General features: G+C 68.8%; 30 protein-coding genes. 21 read left to right on the forward strand and 9 right to left on the reverse strand.

Features of this window, described 5'->3' with window-relative positions:
- Window positions 1-3: 3 nt before the first annotated feature.
- Genes PYR91_RS13150 through PYR91_RS13160 form a run of 3 tightly spaced genes read right to left on the reverse strand, consistent with a single transcriptional unit; the run spans window position 4 to window position 2,764 of the window.
- The gene (locus tag PYR91_RS13150) at window positions 4-810 is read right to left on the reverse strand and encodes a 2,3,4,5-tetrahydropyridine-2,6-dicarboxylate N-succinyltransferase (protein ID WP_279779976.1); all 807 of its coding nucleotides are present in this window, start codon (window positions 808-810) and stop codon (window positions 4-6) included.
- A gap of 4 nt (window positions 811-814) precedes the next feature.
- Window positions 815-2,047 (reverse strand): diaminopimelate decarboxylase, encoded by a 1,233-nt coding sequence (locus tag PYR91_RS13155; RefSeq protein ID WP_279779978.1) that lies wholly within the window; start codon window positions 2,045-2,047, stop codon window positions 815-817.
- A gap of 18 nt (window positions 2,048-2,065) precedes the next feature.
- Window positions 2,066-2,764 carry a class I SAM-dependent methyltransferase gene (locus tag PYR91_RS13160; RefSeq protein ID WP_279779979.1) on the reverse strand — a complete coding sequence of 233 codons (699 nt, stop codon included), beginning with the start codon at window positions 2,762-2,764 and terminating at the stop codon, window positions 2,066-2,068.
- A 362-nt stretch (window positions 2,765-3,126) separates the two neighbouring features.
- On the opposite strand from PYR91_RS13160, the gene PYR91_RS13165 reads away from it, so the two are divergent.
- The 14 genes from PYR91_RS13165 to PYR91_RS13230 all read left to right on the forward strand — a co-directional run bounded on the left by PYR91_RS13165 (window position 3,127) and on the right by PYR91_RS13230 (window position 16,120).
- The gene (locus tag PYR91_RS13165; protein ID WP_279779980.1) at window positions 3,127-3,963 is read left to right on the forward strand and encodes a TauD/TfdA family dioxygenase; all 837 of its coding nucleotides are present in this window, start codon (window positions 3,127-3,129) and stop codon (window positions 3,961-3,963) included.
- Window positions 3,964-5,562: a GMC family oxidoreductase N-terminal domain-containing protein gene (locus PYR91_RS13170; protein ID WP_279779981.1), complete on the forward strand. Its 1,599-nt coding sequence runs from the start codon at window positions 3,964-3,966 to the stop codon at window positions 5,560-5,562.
- Window positions 5,559-6,896 (forward strand): hypothetical protein, encoded by a 1,338-nt coding sequence (locus PYR91_RS13175; protein ID WP_279779982.1) that lies wholly within the window; start codon window positions 5,559-5,561, stop codon window positions 6,894-6,896. The genes PYR91_RS13170 and PYR91_RS13175 overlap by 4 nt, the downstream gene beginning before the upstream one ends.
- The gene (locus PYR91_RS13180; RefSeq protein ID WP_279779983.1) at window positions 6,886-8,388 is read left to right on the forward strand and encodes an AMP-binding protein; all 1,503 of its coding nucleotides are present in this window, start codon (window positions 6,886-6,888) and stop codon (window positions 8,386-8,388) included. The genes PYR91_RS13175 and PYR91_RS13180 overlap by 11 nt, the downstream gene beginning before the upstream one ends.
- Window positions 8,385-8,615 (forward strand): acyl carrier protein, encoded by a 231-nt coding sequence (locus PYR91_RS13185; protein ID WP_279779985.1) that lies wholly within the window; start codon window positions 8,385-8,387, stop codon window positions 8,613-8,615. The genes PYR91_RS13180 and PYR91_RS13185 overlap by 4 nt, the downstream gene beginning before the upstream one ends.
- The gene (locus tag PYR91_RS13190; protein WP_279779986.1) at window positions 8,612-9,535 is read left to right on the forward strand and encodes an amidohydrolase family protein; all 924 of its coding nucleotides are present in this window, start codon (window positions 8,612-8,614) and stop codon (window positions 9,533-9,535) included. The genes PYR91_RS13185 and PYR91_RS13190 overlap by 4 nt, the downstream gene beginning before the upstream one ends.
- The gene (locus PYR91_RS13195; protein ID WP_279779987.1) at window positions 9,532-10,440 is read left to right on the forward strand and encodes a chlorinating enzyme; all 909 of its coding nucleotides are present in this window, start codon (window positions 9,532-9,534) and stop codon (window positions 10,438-10,440) included. The genes PYR91_RS13190 and PYR91_RS13195 overlap by 4 nt, the downstream gene beginning before the upstream one ends.
- Window positions 10,433-10,711: a hypothetical protein gene (locus tag PYR91_RS13200; protein WP_279779988.1), complete on the forward strand. Its 279-nt coding sequence runs from the start codon at window positions 10,433-10,435 to the stop codon at window positions 10,709-10,711. Before PYR91_RS13195 ends, PYR91_RS13200 begins: the two co-directional genes overlap by 8 nt.
- Window positions 10,712-11,617: a hypothetical protein gene (locus tag PYR91_RS13205; protein ID WP_279779989.1), complete on the forward strand. Its 906-nt coding sequence runs from the start codon at window positions 10,712-10,714 to the stop codon at window positions 11,615-11,617. It abuts the gene before it with no gap.
- Window positions 11,614-12,069 carry a GNAT family N-acetyltransferase gene (locus PYR91_RS13210; RefSeq protein WP_279779990.1) on the forward strand — a complete coding sequence of 152 codons (456 nt, stop codon included), beginning with the start codon at window positions 11,614-11,616 and terminating at the stop codon, window positions 12,067-12,069. Before PYR91_RS13205 ends, PYR91_RS13210 begins: the two co-directional genes overlap by 4 nt.
- A gap of 4 nt (window positions 12,070-12,073) precedes the next feature.
- Window positions 12,074-13,012 (forward strand): hypothetical protein, encoded by a 939-nt coding sequence (locus PYR91_RS13215; RefSeq protein WP_279779991.1) that lies wholly within the window; start codon window positions 12,074-12,076, stop codon window positions 13,010-13,012.
- Window positions 13,012-13,563, forward strand: coding sequence for a cupin domain-containing protein (locus tag PYR91_RS13220; RefSeq protein WP_279779992.1), 552 nt, complete (start codon window positions 13,012-13,014; stop codon window positions 13,561-13,563). The genes PYR91_RS13215 and PYR91_RS13220 overlap by 1 nt, the downstream gene beginning before the upstream one ends.
- Window positions 13,560-14,783, forward strand: coding sequence for an ATP-grasp domain-containing protein (locus PYR91_RS13225; RefSeq protein WP_279779993.1), 1,224 nt, complete (start codon window positions 13,560-13,562; stop codon window positions 14,781-14,783). Before PYR91_RS13220 ends, PYR91_RS13225 begins: the two co-directional genes overlap by 4 nt.
- 83 nt (window positions 14,784-14,866) lie before the next feature.
- Window positions 14,867-16,120, forward strand: coding sequence for an MFS transporter (locus tag PYR91_RS13230; protein ID WP_279779994.1), 1,254 nt, complete (start codon window positions 14,867-14,869; stop codon window positions 16,118-16,120).
- Window positions 16,121-16,278: 158 nt separating this feature from the next.
- Here PYR91_RS13230 and PYR91_RS13235 read toward each other — a convergent pair whose 3' ends face one another.
- On the reverse strand, window positions 16,279-16,680 hold the full coding sequence (locus PYR91_RS13235) for a hypothetical protein (protein WP_279779996.1): 402 nt from the start codon (window positions 16,678-16,680) through the stop codon (window positions 16,279-16,281).
- A gap of 264 nt (window positions 16,681-16,944) precedes the next feature.
- On the opposite strand from PYR91_RS13235, the gene PYR91_RS13240 reads away from it, so the two are divergent.
- The gene (locus PYR91_RS13240) at window positions 16,945-17,460 is read left to right on the forward strand and encodes a YetF domain-containing protein (protein WP_279779997.1); all 516 of its coding nucleotides are present in this window, start codon (window positions 16,945-16,947) and stop codon (window positions 17,458-17,460) included.
- A gap of 248 nt (window positions 17,461-17,708) precedes the next feature.
- Here PYR91_RS13240 and PYR91_RS13245 read toward each other — a convergent pair whose 3' ends face one another.
- Both PYR91_RS13245 and PYR91_RS13250 read right to left on the reverse strand, forming a co-directional pair.
- Window positions 17,709-18,002 carry a Fe-S cluster assembly protein HesB gene (locus tag PYR91_RS13245; RefSeq protein WP_279779998.1) on the reverse strand — a complete coding sequence of 98 codons (294 nt, stop codon included), beginning with the start codon at window positions 18,000-18,002 and terminating at the stop codon, window positions 17,709-17,711.
- Window positions 17,999-18,304 carry a BON domain-containing protein gene (locus PYR91_RS13250; RefSeq protein WP_279779999.1) on the reverse strand — a complete coding sequence of 102 codons (306 nt, stop codon included), beginning with the start codon at window positions 18,302-18,304 and terminating at the stop codon, window positions 17,999-18,001. Before PYR91_RS13250 ends, PYR91_RS13245 begins: the two co-directional genes overlap by 4 nt.
- Window positions 18,305-18,694: 390 nt before the next feature.
- Between PYR91_RS13250 and PYR91_RS13255 the strand changes: the two genes are divergently transcribed.
- Both PYR91_RS13255 and PYR91_RS13260 read left to right on the forward strand, forming a co-directional pair.
- Window positions 18,695-19,108: an ATP-binding protein gene (locus PYR91_RS13255; RefSeq protein WP_279780001.1), complete on the forward strand. Its 414-nt coding sequence runs from the start codon at window positions 18,695-18,697 to the stop codon at window positions 19,106-19,108.
- A complete protein-coding gene (locus PYR91_RS13260; protein ID WP_279780003.1) occupies window positions 19,105-19,254 on the forward strand; it encodes a hypothetical protein in 150 nt (49 codons plus the stop codon). Before PYR91_RS13255 ends, PYR91_RS13260 begins: the two co-directional genes overlap by 4 nt.
- Before the next feature lie 70 nt (window positions 19,255-19,324).
- On the opposite strand, the gene PYR91_RS13265 is transcribed toward PYR91_RS13260, so the two are convergent.
- From PYR91_RS13265 to PYR91_RS13275, 3 genes are all read right to left on the reverse strand, one after another.
- Complete coding sequence (locus PYR91_RS13265; RefSeq protein WP_279780005.1) at window positions 19,325-19,498, reverse strand: hypothetical protein; 174 nt, start codon at window positions 19,496-19,498, stop codon at window positions 19,325-19,327.
- A gap of 123 nt (window positions 19,499-19,621) precedes the next feature.
- The gene (locus tag PYR91_RS13270) at window positions 19,622-19,825 is read right to left on the reverse strand and encodes a DUF3040 domain-containing protein (RefSeq protein ID WP_279780366.1); all 204 of its coding nucleotides are present in this window, start codon (window positions 19,823-19,825) and stop codon (window positions 19,622-19,624) included.
- A 21-nt stretch (window positions 19,826-19,846) separates the two neighbouring features.
- A complete protein-coding gene (locus tag PYR91_RS13275) occupies window positions 19,847-20,623 on the reverse strand; it encodes a SigB/SigF/SigG family RNA polymerase sigma factor (protein WP_279780006.1) in 777 nt (258 codons plus the stop codon).
- 78 nt (window positions 20,624-20,701) lie between these two features.
- Between PYR91_RS13275 and PYR91_RS13280 the strand changes: the two genes are divergently transcribed.
- From PYR91_RS13280 to PYR91_RS13295, 4 genes are all read left to right on the forward strand, one after another.
- The gene (locus tag PYR91_RS13280) at window positions 20,702-21,184 is read left to right on the forward strand and encodes a MarR family transcriptional regulator (RefSeq protein WP_279780007.1); all 483 of its coding nucleotides are present in this window, start codon (window positions 20,702-20,704) and stop codon (window positions 21,182-21,184) included.
- 649 nt (window positions 21,185-21,833) lie between these two features.
- The gene (locus PYR91_RS13285) at window positions 21,834-22,853 is read left to right on the forward strand and encodes a hypothetical protein (RefSeq protein WP_279780008.1); all 1,020 of its coding nucleotides are present in this window, start codon (window positions 21,834-21,836) and stop codon (window positions 22,851-22,853) included.
- Complete coding sequence (locus tag PYR91_RS13290; RefSeq protein ID WP_279780367.1) at window positions 22,738-24,171, forward strand: DUF3375 domain-containing protein; 1,434 nt, start codon at window positions 22,738-22,740, stop codon at window positions 24,169-24,171. Before PYR91_RS13285 ends, PYR91_RS13290 begins: the two co-directional genes overlap by 116 nt.
- Window positions 24,164-24,835, forward strand: coding sequence for a DUF4194 domain-containing protein (locus PYR91_RS13295; protein WP_279780009.1), 672 nt, complete (start codon window positions 24,164-24,166; stop codon window positions 24,833-24,835). Before PYR91_RS13290 ends, PYR91_RS13295 begins: the two co-directional genes overlap by 8 nt.
- The last annotated feature ends 1 nt before the right edge of the window (window position 24,836 follow it).

The raw sequence follows: 24,836 nt of genomic DNA on the forward strand, positions 1-24,836 counted from the left end.
GGGTCAGTCGCGTACGAGGTCGTTCAGGGCCGTCTTGCCGCGGGTGCGCTCGTCGGCGTACTTGACGACGATCGCCGCGGAGATCGAGATGTCGGGATTGTTCGCGTCGACACGGGAGCCCGGGACGACGACGGCGTTCTCGGGGACCTCGCCGTAGGTGACCTTTCCTGTGGCGCGGTCGACGATGGGGGTGGACCTACCGAGGAAGACGCCCATGCCGAGCACGGCGCCACGCCTCACGACCACTCCTTCGGCGATCTCCGAGCGCGCGCCGACGAAGACGTCGTCCTCGACGATCACCGGCTGCTCACCGAGCGGTTCCAGGACGCCGCCGATGCCGGCCCCGCCGGAGATGTGGCAGCGCGCACCGATCTGCGCGCAGGAGCCGACGGTGGCCCAGGTGTCGATCATCGTGCCGGGGCCGACGTAGGCGCCGACGTTGACGAAGCACGGCATCAGCACGGCCCCAGGCGCCACGTACGCGCCGTGGCGGACGACGCCGCCGGGGACCACACGCAGGCGCGCCTCGCGGAAGGCGGCGTCGTCCCAGTCCTCGAACTTGAGCGCGATCTTGTCGAAGCTCTTCGGCTGCCGCGGGCCGCCGGCGCCGACCTCGTTCCGGCGGGTCAGGAACGACAGCAGGATGACCTTCTTCACGAAGGTGTCGACCACCCACTCCGGCCCCTCCGGCCGCGCCGCGCGCAGCTCTCCGCGGTCGAGGGCCTCAAGGCCGGCGGTGACGTGGGGTGCGAGGGCCGCGAGGTCGTCCTCGGACAACGACTCCCGGCGCTCGAAGGCGGTCTCGACCATGCTTCTATCCAAGATCAAACTCCCAGCGGACGGTCGCCATGTAGTCCTCGTAGGTCTCGGCACGCCGGATCTCCACCACGTCGCCGGCGTCGGTGAGCATCAGCTCGGCGGGTCGCAGGCGGCCGTTGTAGGTGAAGCCCATGGCGTGGCCGTGGGCTCCGGTGTCGTGGATGAGCGCGATGTCGCCGTCGCGTGGCTCCGGCAGCTCGCGGTCGACGGCGAACTTGTCCATGTTCTCGCAGAGCGGGCCGACGACGTCGAACCTGCCGACGGGGCGTCCCTGGGCGTAGGGGAGGGAGACGTGGTGGTACGCGCCGTACATGGCGGGCCGCATCAGCGACGACATCGACGCGTCCACGCCGGCGATCTCGTGGCCTTTGCGGCAGCGGTTGATGACGCGTGTGACGAGGACGCCGTGCGGGCCGGTCACGTACCGGCCGATCTCGGTGATGACGCGCGGCCCGTCGACGCCGAAGAACCTCTCCCGCGCCGCGAGGATCTCGTCCGCGTAGGCGGTGATGTCGATGGGTTTGTCGTCCAGGCGGTAAGGGATGCCGAGACCGCCGCCGACGTTCACGTACTCCAGCTCGATCCCGGCCTCCTCGGCGACACGCGCGCCGAGCCGGACGACGTCGGCGGCGGCCTGCGCGGCGCGGCCGGTGTCGAGCTCGTTGGCGCACGTCATGCCGTGGATGCCGAACCGCCGCGTGCCTCGGGCCGCCGCGTCCGCGTACGCGGCGGCGAGCTCGCCGGCGGGGACGCCGAACTTGCTGTGCGCCGCGTCACCCATGAGCGGGGAACCGGCGGCGAGACCGGTGGGGGAGACGCGAAAGGCGACGACCTCGGGAAGCTCGTCGACTTTCTCCGCGAACGACCTGTCGTCGAACGTTATCAGCGCGCCGGCGTCGCGTGCCGTCCTGTATTCGGACAGTGCGGTGTTGTTGGAGGTGAAAACGACGTCGCCGCTCCGCGCGCCGACCGCCTCCGCGAGACGCAGTTCCACCGGAGAGGAACAGTCGAAACCGCTGCCCGCGGCGCGCAGCAACGCGAGGACGGCCGGGTTGGGTAGGGCCTTCACCGCGAAATACTGCCGGTAGGGGATTTCACCGAACGCGCGGGCCAGCGCCTGGTGTGTGGAAACGATTCCGCGCGCGTCGTAAATGTGGAACGGTGTGCCGTGATTCGCGACGATCTCGGGGAGCCGCGGCAGCAGTCGCTCCGCGAATTCAGCCGACATCGGCAAGGCGGGATCCGATCATCCTGGTACGAGCGCGACGCATATCGTGCGGTTGCGCATGCCGCTCACCGGCCGCTGGTAAGGAAAGTAGTAGCTCTCTTCCGGCTCGAACCCGAAAGACGCCAGGCTCTTGTGCAGATAGTCCCTCGCGATGAACCAGAACCCGTCCACGTGCTCGTGCCGCGCGAAGTCGGCCTTGCCGTCGCGTGGAGCGTCGTTGGACAGGATCAGGTAGGTCCCCGGCCGCAGGGCCAGGTCGCGGAGTTTGCCGAGCGCGGGGGCCAGTTCCTCGGAGGCGTCGAAGAGATGGCCGAGCAGGCCGTCGGCGTAGACGGCCGACACGTCCGCCGCGTCCTCCGGACGCAGCTCGAAGAAGTCGACGGTGCGCGCGTCGACCCCCTTCTTCCTGGTCAGCTCGACGGCTTCGGCGTTGCAGTCGATGGCGCGCGTGTCGCGGCCGTGCGCGACCAGGTCGGCCTCGACGAAGCCGTTGCCGCAGCCGAGCGACAGCACCGTCGCCTCGGGCGCGGTCAGCATGCGGATCTTGAGAGTGATGTGCGATCGGTACTCGGGGACGTAGGTCGACGGGGTGACGGAGTCGTTGAAGGCGTCGCCGTTCTCCCAGATGTCGTAGATGCTCTGATGAGCGGAGCCGACGGAGCGTGGCAGGCAATAATAGTCGCGAATGCGAGCGAGCTCCTGTTTGGATCGCGGCACCCTGTCCCTCCCTGGTCTAACCGGTGTCTAAACCATGCCAGTGGGATGGATATCTCGCCTTTGAGTTTTCCAGCCATCGAACACGCGGCAAGAGCGTAACACGCGGCCGGTGGCCGGCAAAGGGTTGTGTCAATTACCGGACCGGCCGGAATCGCAGTATGCGTCGCTCGTGCGGGAGTGAGGAGTTCGTAACATGTTAACCACCTAGTCAGTGCCGGTAAGTGGATTTCGGTGCGCCACTTATCGCGGCCGGCAGTGGGACCGATACCGGGCGGTGAAAGCTTCTTGCTATCTTGCGTGCCGCTGTGACGGTGTCGTATGCTCCGGCCGTCGCCGCTACGGGTTCTATGCGAGGTTCAGCTATGCCCGAGTTGATTCCCATTACGGAAACCATTGGCACTGAAGTCCGCGGAATCGATGTCACAGGTCGTATTTCAGATCACGACTTCGAGCGCATCTATCGGGCCTGGATCGACACCACCATTCTGCTGATCAGGGGCCAGAAGATGACCCCGGCGCAGCAGGTGGAGTTCACCCGCAGATTCGGTGAGGCGCTCACCTACACACGGTCCCAGTTCAATGCCGACGACCACCCCGAGATACTCGTCCTGTCGAATCTGACCCGCGACGGCAAGCCGATCGGCTCGGCGTACAGCGGCCGCGTGTGGCACAGCGACGGCGCCTACCTGACCGACCCGCCGACGGGATCGATGCTGTACGCGCGCGAGATCCCGCCGGTCGGCGGGGACACGTGGTACGGCAACATGTACGCCGCCTACGACGCGCTCCCGGTCAGGGTCAAGGACCGGATCGCCGACCTCAAGGTCGTCATCAGCCGCGTTCAGTCCCGGCCCTACAACTACCCCGACCGGCCGCCTCCCACCGCCAGGGAACGCGAGGAGTGGGTGGACGTCGCGCACCCCATCGTCAAGGTGCACGACGTGAGCGGACGCAAGGCCCTGTACGTCGGCGGCAACGTGCCGTGGCGCATCCAGGGGATGGACGAGGACGAGAGCCGGCCGCTCATCACGTTCCTGCAGGAGTTCGCCACGATGCCGCGTTTCACCTACCGGCACCGATGGCAGGTCGGCGACATCGTCCTGTGGGACAACCGCAGCGCCATGCACATGGCCACCTACTACGACGACGTCAACCACCGGCGCCTGATGCACCGGACGACTCTCGCGGCGGCCCGTTAGATGCGGGCCGACTACATCATCGTGGGGGCCGGCGCGGCGGGGTGCGTGCTGGCGTCGCGGTTGTCGGAGAACCCCGGCACCCGGGTGCTCCTGCTGGAGTCGGGGTCGCGGCGGCGCAGCCCGTTGCTGTCGATCCCGGCCGCGGAGACCATCCTCATGGGAAACCCCAGGTACGACTGGTGCTTCGAGACCGACGCCGATCCGACGATCGGCGGCCGGAGCGTGAGCATTCCACGCGGACGCCTGCTCGGGGGGTCCAACCAGATCAACGGCATGATCTTCGTCCGCGGTCAGCGCGAGGACTACGACGAGTGGGAACGCCTCGGCAACCCCGGCTGGTCGTGGGCCGGCGTCCTGCCGTACTTCAAGAGCCTGGAGCGTACGGGGATCGGCGGGCCGAGCCGGGGCGGCGAAGGGCTGATCAGCGTCGGACTGCCGCGTGAGCGCGACGAGCTGTGCGACGCGTTCCTGCTGGCCGCGCAGAAAGCCGGATACCCGGAGAACCCCGACTACAACTCGGGTGACCAGGAAGGATTCGGCTACTACCAGGTCAACCACGACGGCGGCCGCCGCTCGTCGGTCGCCGGGACGTATCTCCGCCGTGCGCTGCGCCGGCCCAACCTGACCGTGCTCACCGACGCGCACGTCACCCGCCTCAGGTTCGAAGGCAAACGCTGCGTCGGCGTCACCTACCGCCACCGGGGCCGCAGCCGGCAGGCCGACTGCGGCCGCGAGGTGATCGTCAGCGCCGGGACCGTCCAGTCGCCGCAACTGCTCGAACTGTCGGGGGTCGGCTCCGCCGACGTGCTCGCCGCTGCCGGCGTGCCGGTCGTGCACCACCTGCCAGGGGTGGGCGAGCACTTCCGCGACCACTACGCGTCCCGGCTGCGCTGGCGGGTCACCCGTCCCATCACGTTCAACGAGCGCTCGCGCGGCCTGCGCCTGGCCCGCGAGGTCGCGACGTACCTGACGCGCCGCCGCGGCCTGCTCAGCCTTCCCATCGCGCTCGGCCACGGCTTCGTCCGCTCGTCCGACGCCGAGCCGCGGCCCGACATCCAGTTCCACTTCGCTCCGGCCAGCTACGGCGCGGGAGCGACCCGGCGGCTCGACACCGCTCCCGGTATGACCGTCGGCGTCTATCCGCTGCGGCCGGAGTCCGCCGGGTCCATCCACATCAGGTCCGCCGACGCGACGGCCCCTCCGGCGATCCGGCCGCGTTTCCTCGCCGACGAGGCCGACCGCGCGCGGCTGGTCGCCGGGATGCGCATCGCGCGCCGCGTCGTCGGGGATCCGGCGCTCGACGCGTTCCGCGCGTTCGAGCTGATCCCGGGGAAGGACGTCCAGACCGACGACGAACTGGTCGCCTACGCGCGGGAGAACGGCGACACGTCCTACCACCCGGTGGGGACGTGCCGGATGGGTGTGGGCCCGATGTCCGTCGTCGACCACCGGCTGCGCGTCCACGGCCTGTCCGGGCTGCGCGTGATCGACGCGTCGGTGATGCCGGCCATGGTCTCGGGCAACACGAACGCCGCGAGCATGATGATCGGCGAAAAAGGCGCGGCCCTGGTTACCGCCGACTCGAGGGAGAACGCGTGAGGTTCGACTACGTACGCAACAAGGCCGCCGCCGGGACGTACCGCCACTGGCGCGGCGCCTTCTGGCCGCCGTCCGCGGCCTACCGGCTGGCGTGCCTCGACCTCGCGGCCGAGACGCCGGACCTCGGCGGAGGTCTCCTCACCGGGCTGGCCGCGCTGAAGACGGTCGTCGACGCCGACTGGCAGCACGTCAAGGAGACGGCGGCGGAGGACACGCGGCGGTTCCACGCTCCGGCGCTGGTCGCCTCCGCCATGCGTGACATCGCCAAGCACCTGCCGGACGACGCCGACCGGCGCGCGCTCGCGCTGCGCGCCGACGCCGTCGAGCACGGCTACACGACCGAGGCGTTGTGCGAGCTCGCGGAGCTGCGTGAGGACGTGACGCTCGTCGCCAATCACCTCGGCACCTGGTCGGGCAAGGACCCCGGCGGGCTGCCGACGGCGTTCGCCTGCCGGCGCGACGAGACGGGACAGCGGTTCGTGGACGCCGCGCTCGCCGAGCGCGACAAGGTCGAGCCGTTCCTGCGCACGCTCATGGTCGACCTCCGGCTCGGCGACCTGCCGGCGTTCGCCGCGACCCGGTTGTTCTTCATGGCCGGTGAGGGGAACCTGCACCCCAAGCACATCGCGTACTTCCTGCCGGAGGACGAAGGCGTCGGCCGGTCGCCGTACATGAAGACCTACTACTTCCGCAACACCCACCGTGCCACCCTCGACACGGTGTCCGGGCCGCTCTCCGCGCGGTACGTGCGCGGGGGGAACGGCTTCGATCCGGCGGACGAGCGGTTCGCCGGCATTCCGACGCTCGGTGTGCTCAGCCACGAGTTCGGCCACTTCGTGCACCGGCCGGCAACCGACTTCGGCCCGCTGCGGACCGCCGACAAATGGGCCGTCGGGGTGCTCCAGGAGACGGCCGCCGACGTGTTCGGCGTCCTGGTCCTCGCCGAGGTGTGGGCCGAGCCGCTCGGGCTGGACAAGGCCGACGTCATCGCGTACTACCTGGCCGAATGCCTGCGCTACGTGGACCGCGGCCTCGGAACGTTCCCCGACAGCGACGGCATGTTCCTCCAGCTGTCCTACCTGGCGCAGGTCGGCGCGCTCGCGCTCGACGGCCCCGTTCTCGTCGTCGAGCCGGACGTGGTGATCGCCGGGCTGCGGTCACTGGCCCGCTGCCTCGCCGAGGTCCTGCTGCTCCCCGGCCCCGGCCCCGCGCTCACCTTCCACGCCACGTACGGCCCGGCGGAGCTCGGCCCGCTGAAGCCACTGGTCGAGGAGTTACGCCTCGGGCCCATGCGGTCCGTCGAGTACGTCCAGGAACACATCCATGTTCGTTGACTCCTTGGTGGACAAGCTCGCCGAGCATCCCGCGCAGCGGATGCGGTTCGTGGCGCGCGACAGGACCACGCTGGTCAAGACGTACGGCGAGCTCCACGACGACGCCGTCCGGCTCATGTGCGAGCTGCGCGACAGCGGCCTCGGCCCGGGTGACCTCGTCGGTGTGCTCGGCCCGAACTCCTACGAGTGGATCCTCGCCGACCTCGCGCTGCTCGCGCTCGGCTGCGTCCCCGTCGCCATCCCCGCGGAGAACCGTCACGAACCGGCGGAGATCGGCGCGTTCGTCGAGCGCTACCGACTGGCCGCGCTGCTGATGACCCGGCCGCTCCCCGGCGAGGCCGGCCTGCCGGCGGCCACCGCGGTCCTGTCCGAACGGCCGGTCAAGCTCGGCCCGGCGCGGCACGACGACGTCCCGGCGCTGCCGCCTGGAGTGCGCACGATCGCGTTCTCCTCGGGGACCGCCGGGACGCAGAAGGGCCTGATGCTCACCGACGACGGCATCGCCAACACCGTCGAGCTGTCGGCCCGCCGGTGGCGGATCACGACGGACGACGACATCTTGATCGTGATGCCGTACTCGAACTTCCAGCAGCGCTACCTCACCTACCTCGCGATCTGGACGGGCTGCGCGGCCACCGTCGTCCCGCCGGAGATCATGTTCCAGACGCTCAAGGTCGTGGAACCCACGATCATCCTCGGCCCGCCGTCCTTCTTCGAAGTGCTCCACAACCGTGTCATGGCCGCCGACCCGGCCGAGCGCATGGACAAGGGCCGCGGATGGCTGTCGATGTACGGGTCGCGGGTGCGGCTCATGTACACCGGGTCCGCGCCGGTGCCGCCGGCCATGGTGACCCTGTTCCAGGAGCTCGGCGCGCCGCTGTACGAGATCTACGGCAGCACCGAGATCGGCTGGATCGCCATGAACGTGCCGGGTGCGGCCAGGGCCGGCACGGCGGGACGGCCCGTGGACGGCGTCACCGTCGAGCTCGGTGACGGCGGCGAGGTCGTCGTGCGCGCCGAACGGCCGCAGGTCGCCGGGTACGTGTACGAAGGCGTCGAGACGCAGGACGCCGTCTTCCTCCCCGACGGCAGGATCGTCACCGGCGACCTCGGGGTCCTTGAGGACGGCTTCCTGCGGCTCACCGGCCGCAAGAACAACGTGATCATCACCCGGAGCGGTGTGAAGATCAACCCGGCCGAGCTTGAGGCCGGCGTCGAACGCGCCTTTCCCGGCGTCCGCGCCATGGTGGCCCTGCCGGACGGCGCCGCGCTGCTCGCCTGCGTCGTCTGGCTGGACGACCCGGGCAAGGCGGCCGAGGTCGAGGCGCACATCACCCGGATGAACGCGGACCACGAGCCGTCGCACCGCATCGCGACGACTCTCGTCCGCCCGGCGGAGGAGCTCACCGTGGAGAGCGGTCTGCTGACCAGGAACTTCAAGATCGACCGTGGCGCGGTCAGGCGCACCGTCTGGACGAGTGAGGACAGGTGACCGAGGACGAGCTCTGCCAGATCATCGCCGGCGTCCTGCCAGGCAAGGACGTCGCGCCGCACATGAGCCTCAGGAACGACCTCGGCGTCGACTCGATCGGTCTCATGAGCATCGTGTTCGTCCTTGAGGAGCAGACCGGCATCGACACCATGAGCCACATCATGGAGTTCAGCGAGGCCGAGTACGTGCGCGACATCGTCGGCATCTGCCTGAAGGCGGGCTCATGAAGATCATTGACTTCCACTGCCACGTCGCGGCCGAGATGTGCTTCCCGCCGTCGTTCCGCGACGGGGTCATCGACAACATGGCCGTGGCCATGCACGCGCGCGGCCTGCCGGCGCGCAAGGAACACCTGCGCCGCATGCACGACGCGACCCTCCAGGATCCGCTGTGCGACCAGCTCGTCAAGGAGATGGACGAGGCGGGGATCGACGAGGCCGTGCTGCTGATGCCGGACTTCACCTACGCGCTGAAGGACGGCACGCACACCATCGAGGAGATCGTCGACCACCACAAGGTGGTGACCGACCGGCACCCCGGCCGCTTCCGCGTCCTGGTGGGCGTCGACCCGCGGTGGGGGGCCGACGGGATCGCGCTGTTCGAACGGGCCGTCGTCGAGTACGGCTTCGACGGGATGAAGCTCTACCCGCCGTGCGGCTACCGCCTCGACGACAAGGCGCTCTACCCGTTCTACGAGATCTGCGCGCAGCACCGGCTGCCGGTGCTTTCGCACATCGGCGCGACCTCCCCGGCCCTCGACTTCGAGATCGCGCTGCCGATCTACGTGGACCGGCCCGCGCGGGACTTCCCCGGCGTGGACTTCGTGCTCGCGCACGGCAGCGTCCACTACCCCGACGAGTGCGCGATGCTCTGCAACAACCGGCCGAACGTCTACATCGACGCCAGCGGTTACGAGGCCCCCGACGGGGTGGCCGGGCTCAACCGGTTCTTCCGCCGCAACATCAACCACAAGGTGCTGTTCGGAACCGACTGGCCGATCTTCCGGTTGCAGGGCAAGCAGACCAACTTCGTGGAACGACTCACAGCCGAAGGAGCCTTCCCGGCTGAGATGACCCAGGCCGACCGCGACCTGTTCATGTGGAAAAACGCACAACGGCTCCTCGACAAGAAGGGTACGGGCAGATGACATCGTTGACCGATGGCCTCAGCGCCGAGCAGGTCCAGTTCTTCAAGGACAACGGCTACGTTGGCCCCTTCGATCTGTACGAGCCCGGCGAGGCTCAGAGGATCTGGAGCAAGGCCATGATCGAGATGGCGCTGTCGAAGAACAAGCCGCACAACTCGACGATCATCAACTATGACCGGCACCTGGACTGCGACACGCTCTCCGAGCACATCTCGCGGCCCGAGATCGTGAACAAGCTGCGCTCACTCCTCGGCGAGGACATCATCTGCTGGAAGTCCAACATCTTCCAGAAGCAGCCGGGTGACGCCGGCACCGGCTGGCACCAGGTCGAGAAGTACATCGTCGGCGAGACCACGACCGCCGCCACGCCCTCACTGAACTTCGCCTACAGCCGCGACGACGACACGGTCCTCCAGGACGTCAGCGTCTGGACCGCCTTCTCCCCGGCCAGACGCGAGAACGGCTGCATGCGTTTCATCCGCGGCAGCCAGAAGCGCTGGTTCTACGACGAGAACAAGCGGCTCCACAAGAACCCGGAGCGCAAGACCGACTTCTTCGGCTACGACTACTCCGAGCTCCAGCTCGACCCGAGCTGGGACCCGGAGAAGGACGACGTCGTCGACATGGAGATGGAACCCGGCCAGTTCGTCCTGTTCGTCGAGAAATGCGTCCACGGGTCCCTGCCGAACATCAGCGACCAGACCCGCCTCGGCTACGCCTCCAGGTACGTGATCCCGCAGACCAAGGTGTACGAGCACGTGGACAAGCTGGTCGAGTTCGGCGACGAGATCAGCCTCGACTACCACGGCTGCGTCCTGGTCTCCGGCGAGGACAGGTACGGCTACAACCGGATCTACACCAAGAACCTCAACGGCTACGAGTTCAGGCGGGTGGCCAATGCCTGAGATCGACGACCGGCTGAGGAACTTCGTCGACTTCCTCGGCACCCAGCCGATGGCGCCGGACCTCACCTACGACGAGGTCGCGCAGAGCACCTCACGCGCCGAACTCGGCATCAGCTCGCTCAACATCCTCATCCTCGTCAACAACTACATCGAGGAGAAGGCCGATGGGAAGATCGCGCTGCGTCCCGAGTGGGTGCCGATGCTCGACGAGGTCGAAGGCATCCTGTCGGTGATCGAGGAGATCGACGCCGGCGCGCCGGTCGAGGTCTGAGTGGCGGCCATCGGGTCCTTCGCCTGCGTCACCGGTCACGCCGAAGGCCGTCCTGAGGACATCCCCGGGTTCGAGGACCTGTGGCGCGCGGTGTCGCCGGACACCGCGTTCGCCGCGATGGGGACAGGCACGTACCGGAAGATGACCGGGCCGGTCACCCCGTACATCGTGGACTGCGTGGCGAAGGTGCTGAGCGAGCACGGCGTCGGCGCGGCCGAGGTGGACCGGCTCGTGCTCGCGACCTCCGACGGCGTGCTCGGCCTGCTCGGCAGGGACGTCGCCGTCGACGTCATTCGCGCCGCCGGGCTCACCGCGTGCGTTCCCGCGATCGTGTCGCTCCAGCAGTGCTGCAGCTCCATCGAGGCCCTGCGGTACGCCTGGGGCCTGGCCGGCGCGGACGCGCGCAACGTCGTACTGGTGGCGCTGGACTTCACACCGGACGACCGCGACCGGGTGAAGTCCTTCGCTGTCTTCGGTGACGCCGTGGCCGGCTGCCTCATCAGCCGTGACCACGCCGGCCTCACGCTCGCGGGGACCGGTGTCGCCGCCGACTTCTCCGGCATGGTCGGCGAGGACACGTTCGCGACCCGGCAGTCGGTGGCGCGGGCCGCGCTCGGCCAGGCGTACGGCCAGGCCGGACGCACGCCGGAGGACGTCGTGAAGATCTTCACTTCGAGCCTGTTCGCACCCATCGCGACCTTCAACGGGATGGCCGCCGGACAGGCCCGCGGGAAGCTCCACTTCCAGGAGCCGATGACCCGGTACGGTCATTGCGGCAACGCCGACTGGCTGATCAATCTCATGGACTACAACCACAAGACCGGCCTGGAGCCAGGAGCTCTCTACCTCGCGCAGGCCTCCGCGCCGGGCTTCTTCGCGTGCGCCCTATTGGAGGCAAGTACATGAAGATCGTGCTCGACGATCTCCGCGGCCCTGAGATCGCCGCGTTCCTGGAGGACCACCTGCGGGAGATGCACGCCATCACCCCCTCCGAGAGTGTGTACGCACTCGACCTCGACCGGCTCCGGGTCCCGGAGGTCACGTTCTGGTCGGTGTACGACGGCGACCAGCTCGTCGCCTGCGGCGCGATCAAGCGCATCGACGGCACGCACGCCGAGATAAAGTCCATGCGCACCGCCTACGAGCGCCGGCGCGACGGCATCGCGAGCCTGCTCCTCACCCACATGCTGGCGGAGGCCAAGGCGATGGGCATCGAACGGCTCAGCCTGGAGACCGGCGCGACCGAGCACTTCGAGCAGGCCAGGAAGCTGTACGAGAAGTTCGGCTTCGAAGCCTGCGGCCCGTTCGAAGGCTACGACCTCGACCCGCACAGCTACTACATGACCCGGACGATCTGACGACATGAAGGACGACGTCCACGACTACGACCAGCAGTTATACGACCGGTCGTTCCTCAACTGCTACCAGCGGCAGGCCATGGTCATGCTCGCCGAGCGTGTCCCCGACCTGCCGCTGACCTTCTACAACTGCCTGGTCGCCGGCGACGACATCGCCGACCAGGTCATCCGCCTCGGCCGGCCGAAGTACGACTTCCAGAGCGACCTCCTCGACCCCGCCGCGCTCGCACGCGTCGGGATCACCCGCGAGTACGTGCCGTTCGACACCTACGCGCAGGCACGCGAGCGCATCTTCGACACCGTCGAGCGCACCGGTTACGTGATCCTGTTCATCGACGTCTACTACCTGCCGCACACCCCCGAGTACCGCACCGAGCACGTCGTCCACACGATCACCCTCACCTCCCACGCCGACGGCCTCTGGTCGATCCTCGACGACAACCAGGCCAGCGTGCTGTGCCGGTACGCCTATCCCGAGGACGTCGTCGCCGCGGCGTACGACAACGGCAGACTGCGGCACGTCAGCTGGTTCCCCGCCGGCCCGTACGACGCCGCCGCCGCGGCGGCCGGTTCGTCGGCGGCGTTCACCGAGGTCCTGCGGTCCTACGACGACACCTACGCGCTGCTCGACGGGGTCGCGGACCTGCTGGGGACACCGTGGATCGCCCCGGCGCGCACCATCGCTCTGCTGTACGACGCCTTCTCGGTGTACGAGGGCTCACGGGCCTGCCTGCGGGAGTTCACGAAGCGCCAACCGGCGTACGCGGACGCCGATCCGGCGCTCGCCGACCTCGTCGGCCGGTGCAGGAACATCAGGAACCAGCTGATGATCGGCAAGGCGATCGGCCGGGTGGACGCACCCCGCGTGGCCGCCGCGTGCGCGGAACTCCGCGCGGCCGAGGAGGACACGCTGAAGCGGCTGCGGGGACTGGGAGGACTCTGATGCCGATCGATCCACGACTGGTCGTGACCGGCCACGGCCCCGACGGCAAAGCGGTCGTCGTACGCGACACGCTCGTCCCGCCGATCACGGCGCGCGCCCTCCCCGGCCAGGAGATGTACCTGCTGTGGGGCAGCCCCGACGGCGGCGCGACCGTCGGCCCGAAGGCCCCCGGCCCGATCACGCTACCGTTCTTCGCCGGAGTCGGCGGCACGCGGCTCCTGCTCGTGCGCTTCCCGCCGGCGTCCGCGCCCACCGGACCACCGTCCCCCGACGACCAGGCCGAGATCGACGCGGAGGTCCGGGAACGCCTCCCCGGCCTGATGGACGTCTTCGAACCCGGCGACACCTCGGGGATGCACACCACCGACACCCTCGACTACGGCATCTGCCTCGAAGGCGAGCTGTGGCTGGAACTCGACTCCGGTGAGGAGGTGCGGCTCACCCCCGGCGCCTGCGTCGTCCAGCAGGGCACCCCGCACGCCTGGCACAACCGCTCCGAGGCCCCGGCACTGATGGCGTTCGTCGGCATCGGCGCGAAGCGGCCGACATGACGAGGCTGGTCGTCGTCGGGACAGGGCCCCGCCTGTACCGCGAGTTCATGCTGCGTGGCATCGGTGAGCGCCACGACGTCCACCTCGTCATCGGCAGACCGGCCGAATGGGAGACGCCGTACGTCACCGGCGTCAGCGTCGTCCCCGGCATGACGCCGGACGGCGTCGCGGCCGCCGTCCGACAGATCGTCGCACAAGGCGGTGTCGACGGCATCATGACGTGGGCGGAGGACCACGTCGTCGACACCGCGCTCGCCGCGGCCGCCGCGGGCCTGCCGGGCCCCGGTCCCGACGCCGCACGCGCCTGCCGCGACAAACACCTCACCCGCTCGGCGCTCGCCGCCCGCGGCGTCCCACAGCCCCGATCCGTCCTGGTGGCCGACCTCACCGAGGCGCGCGCCGTGGCCGACAAGTTCGGCTACCCCGTCGTCATCAAGCCGAGAGGCGGGGTCGCGAGCCAAGCCGTCGCGCTCATCCACGACGCCGAGGAGCTGGCCGTCCACTTCCCCTCCGCGCACCGCCTCCCGGCCGCCGACCTGCGATCCCCGGACCGCTCCGTCCTGATCGAGGAGTACCTCACCGGCCAGGAGATCGCCGTCGACTCGGTCGTGAGGAACGGCCACGTCATGCCGATCCTCGTCTCGCACAAGGAGATGGGCTACGCGCCGTACTTCGAGGAGACCGGCCACTGGACCCAGGCCGCCGACCCGCTGCTGGCCGACCCCGCGATCACCGGGTTCCTCACGCGGGTCCACACCGCCATCGGCTACTCGACCGGCGCCACGCACACCGAGCTCAAACTGACCGACAAGGGCCCGAAACTCATCGAGATCAACGGCCGGCTGGGCGGCGACCTCATCTCCTACCTGTGCGGCAACGCCTCCGGCGTGGCCCCCGGCCTGGCCCTCGCCGCCGTGTCCTGCGGCGCCGTCCCCGACCTGACACCGGTACGCGCGTCATGCGCCGGTATCAGGTTCGCCTACCCCCCATGGCCCGAGACCCGCGTAGAGGAGATCGCCTTCGACGAGTCGGCTCTCCCCCCGGAGACCGACCTCGCCGTCGCCCTCGTCAGCCCGGGCGAAGTCGTCCAACTGCCGAACAAGGACCTCATGGAAGCCCGCGTCGCCCTCGCGACCGCGACCGCGTCCACCCGCGAGGAGGTCTCCGCCGCACTGGACCGGTGCCTGGAGGCACTGCGCTGCACGTGGAGCCCCGCATGACCAACCCGCGCGCGTGGAGCCCTCCATGATCGACCCGCGCACGTGGAGTCCCCCTTGATCAACCCGCGCACGTGGAGTCTCCCATGACCAACCCGCCGCAGACACCCGCCGCCGAAGCCCCCGCGGGGGTGATCCGCACGCTGCGCGAACTGCCGCGGTCGGCCATCGTCCTGCTGTTCGGCATCGCGCTGAACCGCATGGGAAGTTTCGTCGCGCTCTTCCTGATCCTGTACCTCACCGGCCTCGGCTACAGCCCCGTACAGGCGGGCTTCGTCGTCACCGGGTTCGGCGTGGGCTCGATCGTGGGAACGTTCGCCGGGGGCAGCGTCACCGGAAGGTACGGCGCACGAACCGTGATCATCTGGTCGATGCTGTTATGCAGTCTCGCCGTCGCGGCCCTGACCGTCGTGACAGCGCTCGTCCCGCTGCTGGCCGTAAGCTTCGCCGCAGGCGCCTTCGGCCAGATGTACCGCCCCGCCGCCATGACCATGCTCGCCGACCTTACCCCACCGCAACGCCTCGTCACGACCTCGGCCGCCAGCCGTTTCGGCCTCAACCTCGGCGCCGCCATCGGCCCCCTGCTGGGCGTATGGCTGGCCGCCGCGTTCTCCTACCAGGTCGTCTTCCTCGTCAACGCACTGGTGGACCTGCTCTTCGCCTTGGTCGTCCTGCTCGTCATCCCGGCCGCGACCCCTGACCGCGCGAGCGACCACCCCACCACCGGGAACCGAGCCGCCGAGGCCCCGGCCCCCAGGGACACCGCGCGCTACAAGGACCTGCTGGGGGACCGACGCTACCTGCTGTTCCTCGCCGGCATGTTCATCACGGCCGTCGCCGAGGCCCAGTACCACTCGACGCTACCGCTCGAAGTGCAGCAACGCGGCTACCCCACCGCTCTCTACGGCGCACTGGTAGCGATCAACGGCGCGCTGGTCATCCTCGTGGAACTCCCCCTGACCCCCTTCATCCAGCGCTTCCCCATGCGGACCACCGTCGCCACCGGCTGCCTCCTCCTAGGCGTAGGCCTAAGCCTGTTCGGCCTCCCCTTCGGCCCGTGGATCTTCATCCTGGGAGCCGTCGTCTGGACCCTGGGAGAGATCATCAGCGCTCCCAGCATCGGCGCCTACCCCGCCCTGGCCGCTCCGACCCCCATCCTCCGCAGCCGCTACATAGGCGCACTCTCCACCTGCCAAGCAGCAGGCTGGGCCCTCGGCCCTGCCATCGGCACGGCCCTGTTCGAGTACGTAGGCGGCGCTGTCTGGGTGATGTGCGCGGCCCTGGGCGTCCTCGCCTACCTCGGCATGCGCGCAGGCGTACGCGAACCCGTCCTGCCTTAGCGTCTAGCGGTGGCGGCGCGGCCGGCGACGGGCCGGAGCACTCGCTTAGGCCATCGTGACGCTCACGATCGAACTTCCGGCGGCGTCCTTGTGCCGCTTTCTGTGGGCCGGGGGCAGGGCCAGGGCCAGCGCGACCAGGCGCGGCCGTGGCGTGGCGATCACGGCGTGTCGTTGACGGGTCCGCCGGGTGACGGGTCCGGACCGCTGGGCGGCGGGGCGTCCTCGTGGGACGTCATCCTGCGCAGGTCGCGGGCAGCCTCCCGGCGGCGGTGGGCCTGGAGCCTTCCCCGCCGCCACAGGACCAGGACCAGCAGCGTGAGAACCGCTCCTGACACGGCTGAGACGAGCAGGAACAGCCAGAGCGGAGCGGCGAAGTCGAGGGTGAGCCATTCCATCGCGGCGACGGTGTCGTTCTGGACGATGAGCAGCGCCGTACCGGCCGCCAGCAGCACCCCGCCGGCCAGACCGGACCAGAAGGCTCCGGACGGCAGCGGCTTGATCGCTCGCTCAAGGGTGCTCGTGACGTGGTCGTCCGATCGAGAACCGGGACTCTGAAGCATGGGATCTCTCCTGTCAGACGGGGTCCTTCAAGCGAAGTCGCGGTTACCCCGTTCAGCACGCCCTATACCGGAGCCCGGCATGGGGTGGACGGCTTTCGGCCGTTCGCCGAGCCATGCGAAGGCGAGCAGGCCGTACGTGGCCGGGGTGCCGGCGCGAGTCATCTGCCCTCGGTTTCCGGTCGGGTGCGCGTCACCCGTGGATCGGGCCGCCATACCCCTGTCCGAATGCCGTTTCCACGTCGCGCCGCCGGTTAGGAGGTGAGCATGTTCTTCGACTCCTGGAGCGGCCTGATCAAGATCATCGTGGCCGCGGTGATCGCCTATGTCGTGCTCGTGGCAGTCCTGCGGCTCAGTGGGAAGCGGACCCTGGCCAAGCTCAACGCCTTCGACCTGGTGATCACGGTCGCGCTGGGCTCCACGCTGGCCACGGTGACGGTCTCCGGCCAGGTGCCGCTGTCGGAAGGCGTGCTGGCGCTGGCCGTGCTGGTCGGCCTCCAGTTCGCGGGTTCGTGGCTGGGTCTGCGCCTGGGACCGGTCCGCCGGATGATGACAGCGCGTCCCTCTCTTCTCCTGCGCGACGGACGCCTGCTCGGCGACGAGCTGCGGCGGCTGCGGGTGACGGAGGAGGAGGTACGGCAGGCGGTCAGGGTCAGCGGGCATGGGGACTTCGATCAGGTGTGGGTCGTGGTCCTGGAGACCAACGGCTCTCTCAGCGTGGTCTCACGACAACAGCGAGGCGGCGGGAACGCGTTGCGCGATGTGAGTGGCTACTCGGACTGAAAGCGACGGGCCACGAGCACGTCGGTGGAGGAGTGGGCCAGGATCGACAGGGCCACGGCAAGCGCGGTGAAGGAGAAAGCAGGTACCTGCCGGTCGCGTGCAAGGCGGGATGATCGGCGGCGTGGACGAGGGCGCCGGCGCTCGCCCCGGTGGTGACGATGACCTTCTGATGTGCGGACATTCTCTCCTTCCTCAGGGAGCTCACGGCGGAGCGCGAGGAGTCGATGCCCGCGCTCCGCCGTGAGCGGTCAGGCGACGTGGAAGGAGACGCCACCGGATTCCGTCTCCACCGCGTCGAGTGCCTTGTCGCCGAGTGACGAGGCGGCCTCGCGGTCGAGGAAGACCCGGGCGCCTCGGACCTCGATGACCTCGTCGGCGTCATGGGGCCCTTCGGACAGGGAAACGACCAGCTCGTGGTCCTGCGCGGAACGCGCGGCGATGCGTAGCCCCGCGTGCTCCGGGTCCACGGTGTTCGAAGTCAGATCGCGGACCATTTTCGCGGCGTTCTCGGTGAGTGTGAGCACTGCATTCTCCTGGTTCATCGTGTCCGTTCGTCGTGGCGGATCTCGATCTGGTTGCTGACGTCGACGACTCCCTCGGTGTCCCAGGCGTCGTCCCCAGCGGTGCGCTTGGCCAGCCAGCTGGGGGCCTCCCCGCCGAGGATGACCACAGCCTGCTTGACGTCGACCCTGAGGTCGCAGTCCTTGGTGTGCGGGTTGACGCGCAGTTGCTCGACGAGCTGGGACTTGATCTGGCCGTCGGTGGGTTCGGTCCGGAACTGATCACCCCACCAGCCGTAGTAGTAGCGGTCGGTCGGGTAGATCCACGGGCCCGGCGGATACATGGCCTCTCCTTTCGTGACAGTGATGCACCGGCCGCGCTTACCCGCCTCGGCGGCGCCCATACGAGTCTTGTGGGCGCGACCCAACGGGTAAGCGCGTCCGCATGGCTCGAACGACTACGGAAGCCGACGACGTCGCCGAGTACAACGAGGTCATCTCCAACCCCGGTCCATACGACGACGAGTAGGCGTTGCTCGTCGGCGTGCCGCGGGAGAACGATCGGGGGCTCGTGCACGTGCTGCCGTTCCGGACCGGGGACGGGCGGCTGTGGCACCCCCGGGAGCGGAGCAGACCGCTTCGGGTTCAGCCTCGCCGGGCATCGCTGATAACGGTTCCGCACGGACTGGCCGGCCGGACGTATGAGCCCGGTGGAGGGGGTAACCGCGGGCCCCATGTCCCGAGCCCTCTTCGCTGTCGAGACCGGCGTGGTCACCCTCCGCACGCCGCCCCTGCCCTCCGCGCCGGAAAGGGCCAGGGATCTGGCCCTGGCCATGGCCGCGGCCTGGCGCCTGCCCGTGGTGGCCGACGAGCTCGCTCTCGTGGTCGGCGAGCTGACCGCGAACGCCGTGCGCTGGGCGGGCACCCAGCTGGTCGTCACCATCCGGAAACAGAAGTCGGTGGTGCGGGTCGAGGTGGTGGACCAGGGCGCGGATCTGCCGCGGATGATCCGCCCGGCCCGGGACGACGAGGGGCATCGCGGTCTCATCGTGGTCGCGGCGCTGTCGGCCCGATGGGGATGCGAGCGCCACAGACGCGGCAAGGCGGTCTGGGCCGAGTTCGACCTGACCCCGGGAAGCGTGTCATGACCGCTGGCTTGCGATTCCTTCGGGTCAAGGGCATCGCCATCGGCGCGCACTGGTCCTGGCCGCTCATCGCCGCCCTGGTCGTGTGGTCACTGGCGGGCCGGCGGCAGTTCTCTGCCGCCTATCCCGGGCTGAGCGGGGAGGCCTAGTGGTTGGCCGATCCGTGTTCTCGGTGGCCGGGTAGCTCACCCGCTGGCGGGTGTAGGCGCGCTCCAGAAGCTAGGAGACGGTGTAGTAGGCGGCGGCCGTGTCGAGGTGGTCGATGTCGCCGTTGCCCGCCAGCCGCGACACTCCACCGCGGCGGGGCTCGTCGCCTCCCGGCGGGTCGGCGATCCGGCCACCTTCACCGCACGAGATCAGAAGCAGCGCCGCGAAGACCGGACACAGGGCCACTCGCAGGCGGTTTCCATAGAACATGAGAGGGCCTGTTTTGGACTCGGGTCATCTGGCCCGGCCCCTCTTCGCCGCTCACGGGGAGGCTATACCCCGGTAAGCCCAATATCACCGGGGGCGAGGTCAGGACAGCACCACGGCCACGACCAGAGCCAGCACGATGAACGCCAGAGCGGCCAGCATGACTCCGATCGCCTGCCTGGCCGACCGAACCGAGACGGGCCCGGCCATACCGCGTCGCCGGGCGAGGAGCGCGTCGAGATCGGGGTTCTCGAAGGCAAGCTGCTCCTCGATCTCCGCGAGCTTCCGTCGCTCGTCGTATGACATGCCCACGATCCTCTCCTCCCGTCAAGCCGCGTTGAGCTGTTCCCTGAGCTGGGAGCAGGCCTTGCTCTCGATTCTGGAGACGTGCACCTGAGAGACTTGCAGCACGGTGGCGATCTCCGACTGGGTCTGGTTCCCGAAGAAGCGGAGGAGGAGAACCGTGCGCTCGCGCTCGGGCAGCTGGTCGAGCAGCGGCCACAGCGACATGCGATCCGGCACCAGCTCCAGGTCCTCGTCCACCTCGGCGATGTTCGACTCGTCCCGGCGCTCGTTGTCCGCCTCGGTCATGGCGTCCAGGGACAGGCAGCTGTACACCCTGTCGGCTCGAAGTCCCTCCCGTGCCTCCTCCTCGGTCAGATCGAGCTCCTGGGCGAGCTCGTGAGGGGTGGGACGGCGGCCGAGTAGCTGGACCATCCGGTCGCTGGCGGAGTGGACGAGGATCTTGAGCTCCTGGAGCCGCCGCGGCACGTGAACCATCCAGCCGGAGTCGCGGAAGTGACGGCGGATCTCGCCGAGCACCACTGGCACCGCATATGACGTGAAGGTGCAGCCACGGTTCACGTCGAACCGGTTGATCGCCTTGACCAGCCCGACGTTTCCGGACTGCACCAGATCCTCGAAGGGCTCGCCCCGGTTGGTGAAGCGACGGGAAAGGGTTTCCACCAGGCCCTGGTGGAGCCTTGCCAGATCATCCCGGATTCGCTCGCGATCAGGGTGATCATCAGGAAGTCGCGTGAGCTGCTCGAACAAGCGCTTCTCTAGGGGATGCGTCCATTCCGGTCCCGAGGTGGTGAGACTCATCTCGCCTCCATCGGTGGCATTCCCATCTGAATTGCAGTATGCAACATTTTGTCTGTGCACAGAAGGGTAGATGCTGAAATGCAACACAACGGACAGCTCGCCGAGGATGATCCGTTGGTGGAGGCGGTCCTCACCGTCAGCCGCGCCCTGGTGGCGGTGGCTGCGCGGTCCATCGCCGCCGTCGGGGGAGATGTGACGCTGCCCCAGTACCGCGCCCTTGTCCTCATTGCCGCGCGCGGGCCGCAGCGACTGATCGATCTTGCCGATGCCTTGGGTGTCAACCGCTCGACGGCGACGCGAATGTGCGACCGGCTCGTCGGCAAGGGGCTCGTGCGACGCAGCCGCCTGCCCAACGATCGGCGAACCGTGCGGATCTCACTCACCGTGGACGGTAAGGCGCTCGTCGACGGGGTGACCAAGCACCGCCGTACCGATCTGGCGAGGATTCTGTCTCACATGGCGGCCGAGCAGCAGGAGGCGGTCGTGGCCGCATTGACCGCGTTCGCCATCGCTGCCGACGAGAAGCCCGTGCTCGGCGAGGAATCCGTCCTCGATCTGTGACTACTGGTGCGGCAGTCCCGCCCGGCACCGAGGGCCGTCTGATCCCGATGGCCGGCTGCACCGGCACGACGAGGGAGGTCTGGAACCGCAGCACCAGCACGGCCGAAAAGGAGAATTCCGAGGTGGAACGTCACCGGGTAGGCCAGCGAGAAGCACAGGGGGAACCTGAAAGAGAGACAGAGCCGTCAACTGGACACACCCGCACAACCTCCAAACCCGCTGTAGGGGACGGCCGGTCCCCCAGCTGAGGGAGTACATTCCCCTTTTCGGGGGACGAGAGGTCCTTCATCGCCAGAGATCATCGGTCCATGACTGTCGTTGTGGTTGCCAGCTTCCGATACGGACGGTCCGGTTGTCGATCGATCGCGTCGGAAGGTGGTGACCCGGACGCCGGCCGGCTGTGGGGTGGTCGTCGCGGTGCTGGCGTATCCGGCGCTGAAGGTGCTGTGAATCGGTGGGGTGACGCGCTGTGACGGCGGCGGGCCGGCCCGACCGCGCCCGGGTCTCGGCCCCGTACGCCTGCGCCGCCGCGGTGTGGGTCGCGGCATACGCGGTCGTCCATGCCTGGTGGGCTGTCCGGGGCGCGCCACGATTCGCCGGGCCGGGTGAGTCCTTCTTTCCCGGAGGGTGGCTTCCGGTGGTGCCCTCGGTGCTGTCGACAGTCGCGATCCTGCTGATCAGGTCGGGCGCCGAACGAGACTGGAGCACCGGGGTTCGATGGACGCTGGCCGCACTCGGCTGGGTGTCCGGCGCGTCGATGGTCCTGTACTCGTTCATGTTTCCGCTGCGCCTCTTGATGATCCTCGGTGGCCTGTTCGGGATGGACGTCAGTGCCGCGGACTGGGTGACCCTGACGGCACAGGGCGCTGGCGCCATCGGCGGGGCCGCGACCATCGCCATCGCCGTCACCGAGCAGCGGCGGGCACGCGGCGCCTGCCAGAGCTGCGGTCGCGTTCATGGCCGCTCGCCCGATCTGCGAGACGGTCCTTCGCCGTCCTGGGCGTACCTCGCCGGGTACCTGGCGGTCGCCGCCTGCGTGGCACGCTTCATCGCCGAGATCGTGCACGGTTTCGTGTCGAGCAAGGCACCGGAGATCCCCTGGACATTCATGATCACATTTCTCGTCATGATGCTCCTCGCGGGTACTCTGCTGCCGCTGGCGTTGGTGCACCGCTGGGGCCGGATCTGGCCCAGGTGGGTGCTGCCGCTCGCCGGGCGGAAGGTACCGCGTTGGCTGGTGGCCGGCCCTGGGTTCTTCGTGGGTGCCGGCCTCACCACATACTTCGGCATCGGCGGCATGACCGCCTGGGCCACCGGCGACAACGTGGATGGGGCGACGTGGTTCCTGGCCGTCGTGCTACCCGCTTACACCCTGTGGGGCCTGGGCCTGTTGGTCGCAGCCACCTCGTACTTCACCCTGACCAGACCCGAGTGCGCGCTCAGCCGGCTGACTGTGTCGTACCCCCGCCGTACGCTACATGGCGATGGGTACACGAGGTGTAGAAGGCGCTTACCAGGGCGCGCTCCGGGCCTTTCAGAATCCGATGCTCGCCCTGCTCCACCAGACGCACGCGCCGTTCGTGGTGACGGTGTTGGCCATGGTCTTCACCGCGGAGCGGCCGAGGGTGACGGTGGCGGACTCGCACGCGGAGATCAACGACGCCCTTGACCAGCTGCGGGCCGCGGGCTATGGCGACGAGGACAACCAGCCGCTGCCCACTGGGAACGCACGCGACCTGTGCAGGCAGTGGGTGCAGGCCGGATGGTTGGTGCGGCAGGTGTCCGACGACGATGTCGAGGTCTACCGGCTGTCCGCGTACGGCGTCGGTGCTCTCGAGGTCGCCGGACGGGTCGGCGGAGTGCGGACCAGAGTGTCGGAGTCCCGCGTCAGGACGCTGCTGGAGGCGATCGAGCGACTTGCGCAGGACGCCGATCCCAACGTGATGGCCCGGATAACGCGCCTCCACGAGGAGATCCAGCATCGTCAGAAGGAGCTCACCCGGCTTGAACAGGGTGGCGTCGTCGAGACCGTCGAGGACGAGCAGCTGCTTGAGGCGGCTGAGAACGTGCTGCACCTGGCGCGGGAGCTACCTGCGGACTTCGCCCGCGTGGCGGAGTCGATCAAAGCCATCCAGCGCGACGTCGTCGCGGAGTTGCGGCACGATGTGCGGCCGACCGGTGAGGTGCTCCGCGAGTACCTGACCCGCGGCCAGCGGATCATGGACGCGACACCGGAAGGCCGTGCGTTCGCGGGCGCGTTGCGTCTGATCGGCGACCCGGCGCAGATCGATGACCTGTGGAGCCAGGTGCGCACGGTGCTGCGGCACCGGTTCACCGATCTGCTGCCGGAACAGCAGCGGCGGGAGCTCACCGAGATCTCGCGCCGGATCGAGCAGGGCGTCAAGGAGGTGCTGACCGCGCAGCGGCAGGCATCCCATGTGATCACCACCCAGGTCCGCAACCACGATCCGATGCGGGATCGCCAGGTGGACGAACTCCTGAGAGACGTGATGTCCGGTCTCCACAAGTGGGTTCCCGGTTCACGCCGCGGCGAGGCCGTCGAGCCGCTTCGTCGCCTGCCGGTCGCCGACGTCGGACACCTGCGGCAGCGGATGAGCGACCTGCGGCCACCACAGCCGCCCGCGCCGTTGCGTGAATGGGACGAGGCCGAGGACATGCCGACCGCGGACAGCCGGGCATGGGGTGGCCCCCGGTATGCCGAGTTGCGCGCACACCTGGCGGCGTTCGCGGGCGAGGCGGAGAGCGTGGACGTCACGGCCGCGTTCCGTGCGGCGGTCGAGGACATCCAGCGACCGGTCGACCTGCTCGGCCTGCTGGAAATCGCCCATGACGCCGGGATGACCGAGACGGCCGAGGTCGTGGTGGTCGACACGGTCCGGCCCGACCGGACCCGGCGACGGTTCGCCCTCGGCGGCGTCGTGGCGGCGAACCCGGCGAGCGTGAACGGGAGCGGTGGCGATGAGTGAGCCGGACGGCGCCGACGACGGCTGGTCGGCGGGCACGGAGGCCGGGTTCATCGACCCGGTCTCGATGGAGGACGATCCAGCCGAGTTGTTCCCCGGCGACGCGGGCACCCTGGACGCGGACGTGCGGCGGGTGCTCGTCCAGTTGTTGCGGCGCAAGTTCCTGCTGGCCGACAAGCACCCCGCGCAGTGGCGCACGTTGCTGGAGAACCAGCAGATCATCGAGTCGCGGATGCACGACCTGTTCGTCCGGCTCATGGTCGACCACGACCGAGGCGTCGCCTACAAGCAGCAGGTGCGCTCGATGGAGCTGGACGTGCCGATCCTGCTCAAGGACGACCCCTACAACCGGGCCGAGACCTTGGTGCTGGTGCACCTGCGGACCGTCTTCCAACGGGAACGCGGCACGGGCGAGGCGTCCGCGAGGGTGGACATCGAGGAGCTGGAGCAGACGGTGCTGACCTACTTCGATCCGAACGACCACAATCTGGCCCGCGGCCAGCAGGAGGTCCGCAACGCGGTGCAGCGGCTGGTCACCGAAGGTCTGCTCACGGAGGAGTCCGCGGGCCGGTATCGCATCACCCCGATGGTGGAGGTCGTGCTGAGTACCGCGAAGCTCGCCGAACTGGAGCAGTGGTTGCGCGAACGGAACGAGGCCACGGCGTGAG

It is taken from the genome of Sphaerisporangium sp. TRM90804, from assembly GCF_029846175.1.
GTDB lineage: Bacteria > Actinomycetota > Actinomycetes > Streptosporangiales > Streptosporangiaceae > Sphaerisporangium.

Bases quoted from the DNA above. Each gene is read 5' to 3' on its own strand.
- PYR91_RS13275 (WP_279780006.1), bottom strand. From the start codon at position 20,623: ATGAGTCTCACCACCTCGGGACCGGAATGGACGCATCCCCTAGAGAAG.
- PYR91_RS13230 (WP_279779994.1), top strand. From the start codon at position 14,867: ATGACCAACCCGCCGCAGACACCCGCCGCCGAAGCCCCCGCGGGGGTG.
- PYR91_RS13150 (WP_279779976.1), bottom strand. From the start codon at position 810: ATGGTCGAGACCGCCTTCGAGCGCCGGGAGTCGTTGTCCGAGGACGAC.
- PYR91_RS13155 (WP_279779978.1), bottom strand. From the start codon at position 2,047: ATGTCGGCTGAATTCGCGGAGCGACTGCTGCCGCGGCTCCCCGAGATC.
- PYR91_RS13255 (WP_279780001.1), top strand. From the start codon at position 18,695: ATGTCCCGAGCCCTCTTCGCTGTCGAGACCGGCGTGGTCACCCTCCGC.
- PYR91_RS13270 (WP_279780366.1), bottom strand. From the start codon at position 19,825: ATGTCATACGACGAGCGACGGAAGCTCGCGGAGATCGAGGAGCAGCTT.
- PYR91_RS13240 (WP_279779997.1), top strand. From the start codon at position 16,945: ATGTTCTTCGACTCCTGGAGCGGCCTGATCAAGATCATCGTGGCCGCG.
- PYR91_RS13170 (WP_279779981.1), top strand. From the start codon at position 3,964: ATGCGGGCCGACTACATCATCGTGGGGGCCGGCGCGGCGGGGTGCGTG.
- PYR91_RS13210 (WP_279779990.1), top strand. From the start codon at position 11,614: ATGAAGATCGTGCTCGACGATCTCCGCGGCCCTGAGATCGCCGCGTTC.
- PYR91_RS13195 (WP_279779987.1), top strand. From the start codon at position 9,532: ATGACATCGTTGACCGATGGCCTCAGCGCCGAGCAGGTCCAGTTCTTC.
- PYR91_RS13250 (WP_279779999.1), bottom strand. From the start codon at position 18,304: ATGTATCCGCCGGGCCCGTGGATCTACCCGACCGACCGCTACTACTAC.
- PYR91_RS13180 (WP_279779983.1), top strand. From the start codon at position 6,886: ATGTTCGTTGACTCCTTGGTGGACAAGCTCGCCGAGCATCCCGCGCAG.
- PYR91_RS13260 (WP_279780003.1), top strand. From the start codon at position 19,105: ATGACCGCTGGCTTGCGATTCCTTCGGGTCAAGGGCATCGCCATCGGC.
- PYR91_RS13225 (WP_279779993.1), top strand. From the start codon at position 13,560: ATGACGAGGCTGGTCGTCGTCGGGACAGGGCCCCGCCTGTACCGCGAG.
- PYR91_RS13245 (WP_279779998.1), bottom strand. From the start codon at position 18,002: ATGAACCAGGAGAATGCAGTGCTCACACTCACCGAGAACGCCGCGAAA.
- PYR91_RS13165 (WP_279779980.1), top strand. From the start codon at position 3,127: ATGCCCGAGTTGATTCCCATTACGGAAACCATTGGCACTGAAGTCCGC.
- PYR91_RS13190 (WP_279779986.1), top strand. From the start codon at position 8,612: ATGAAGATCATTGACTTCCACTGCCACGTCGCGGCCGAGATGTGCTTC.
- PYR91_RS13235 (WP_279779996.1), bottom strand. From the start codon at position 16,680: ATGCTTCAGAGTCCCGGTTCTCGATCGGACGACCACGTCACGAGCACC.
- PYR91_RS13280 (WP_279780007.1), top strand. From the start codon at position 20,702: ATGCAACACAACGGACAGCTCGCCGAGGATGATCCGTTGGTGGAGGCG.
- PYR91_RS13220 (WP_279779992.1), top strand. From the start codon at position 13,012: ATGCCGATCGATCCACGACTGGTCGTGACCGGCCACGGCCCCGACGGC.
- PYR91_RS13200 (WP_279779988.1), top strand. From the start codon at position 10,433: ATGCCTGAGATCGACGACCGGCTGAGGAACTTCGTCGACTTCCTCGGC.
- PYR91_RS13295 (WP_279780009.1), top strand. From the start codon at position 24,164: ATGAGTGAGCCGGACGGCGCCGACGACGGCTGGTCGGCGGGCACGGAG.
- PYR91_RS13215 (WP_279779991.1), top strand. From the start codon at position 12,074: ATGAAGGACGACGTCCACGACTACGACCAGCAGTTATACGACCGGTCG.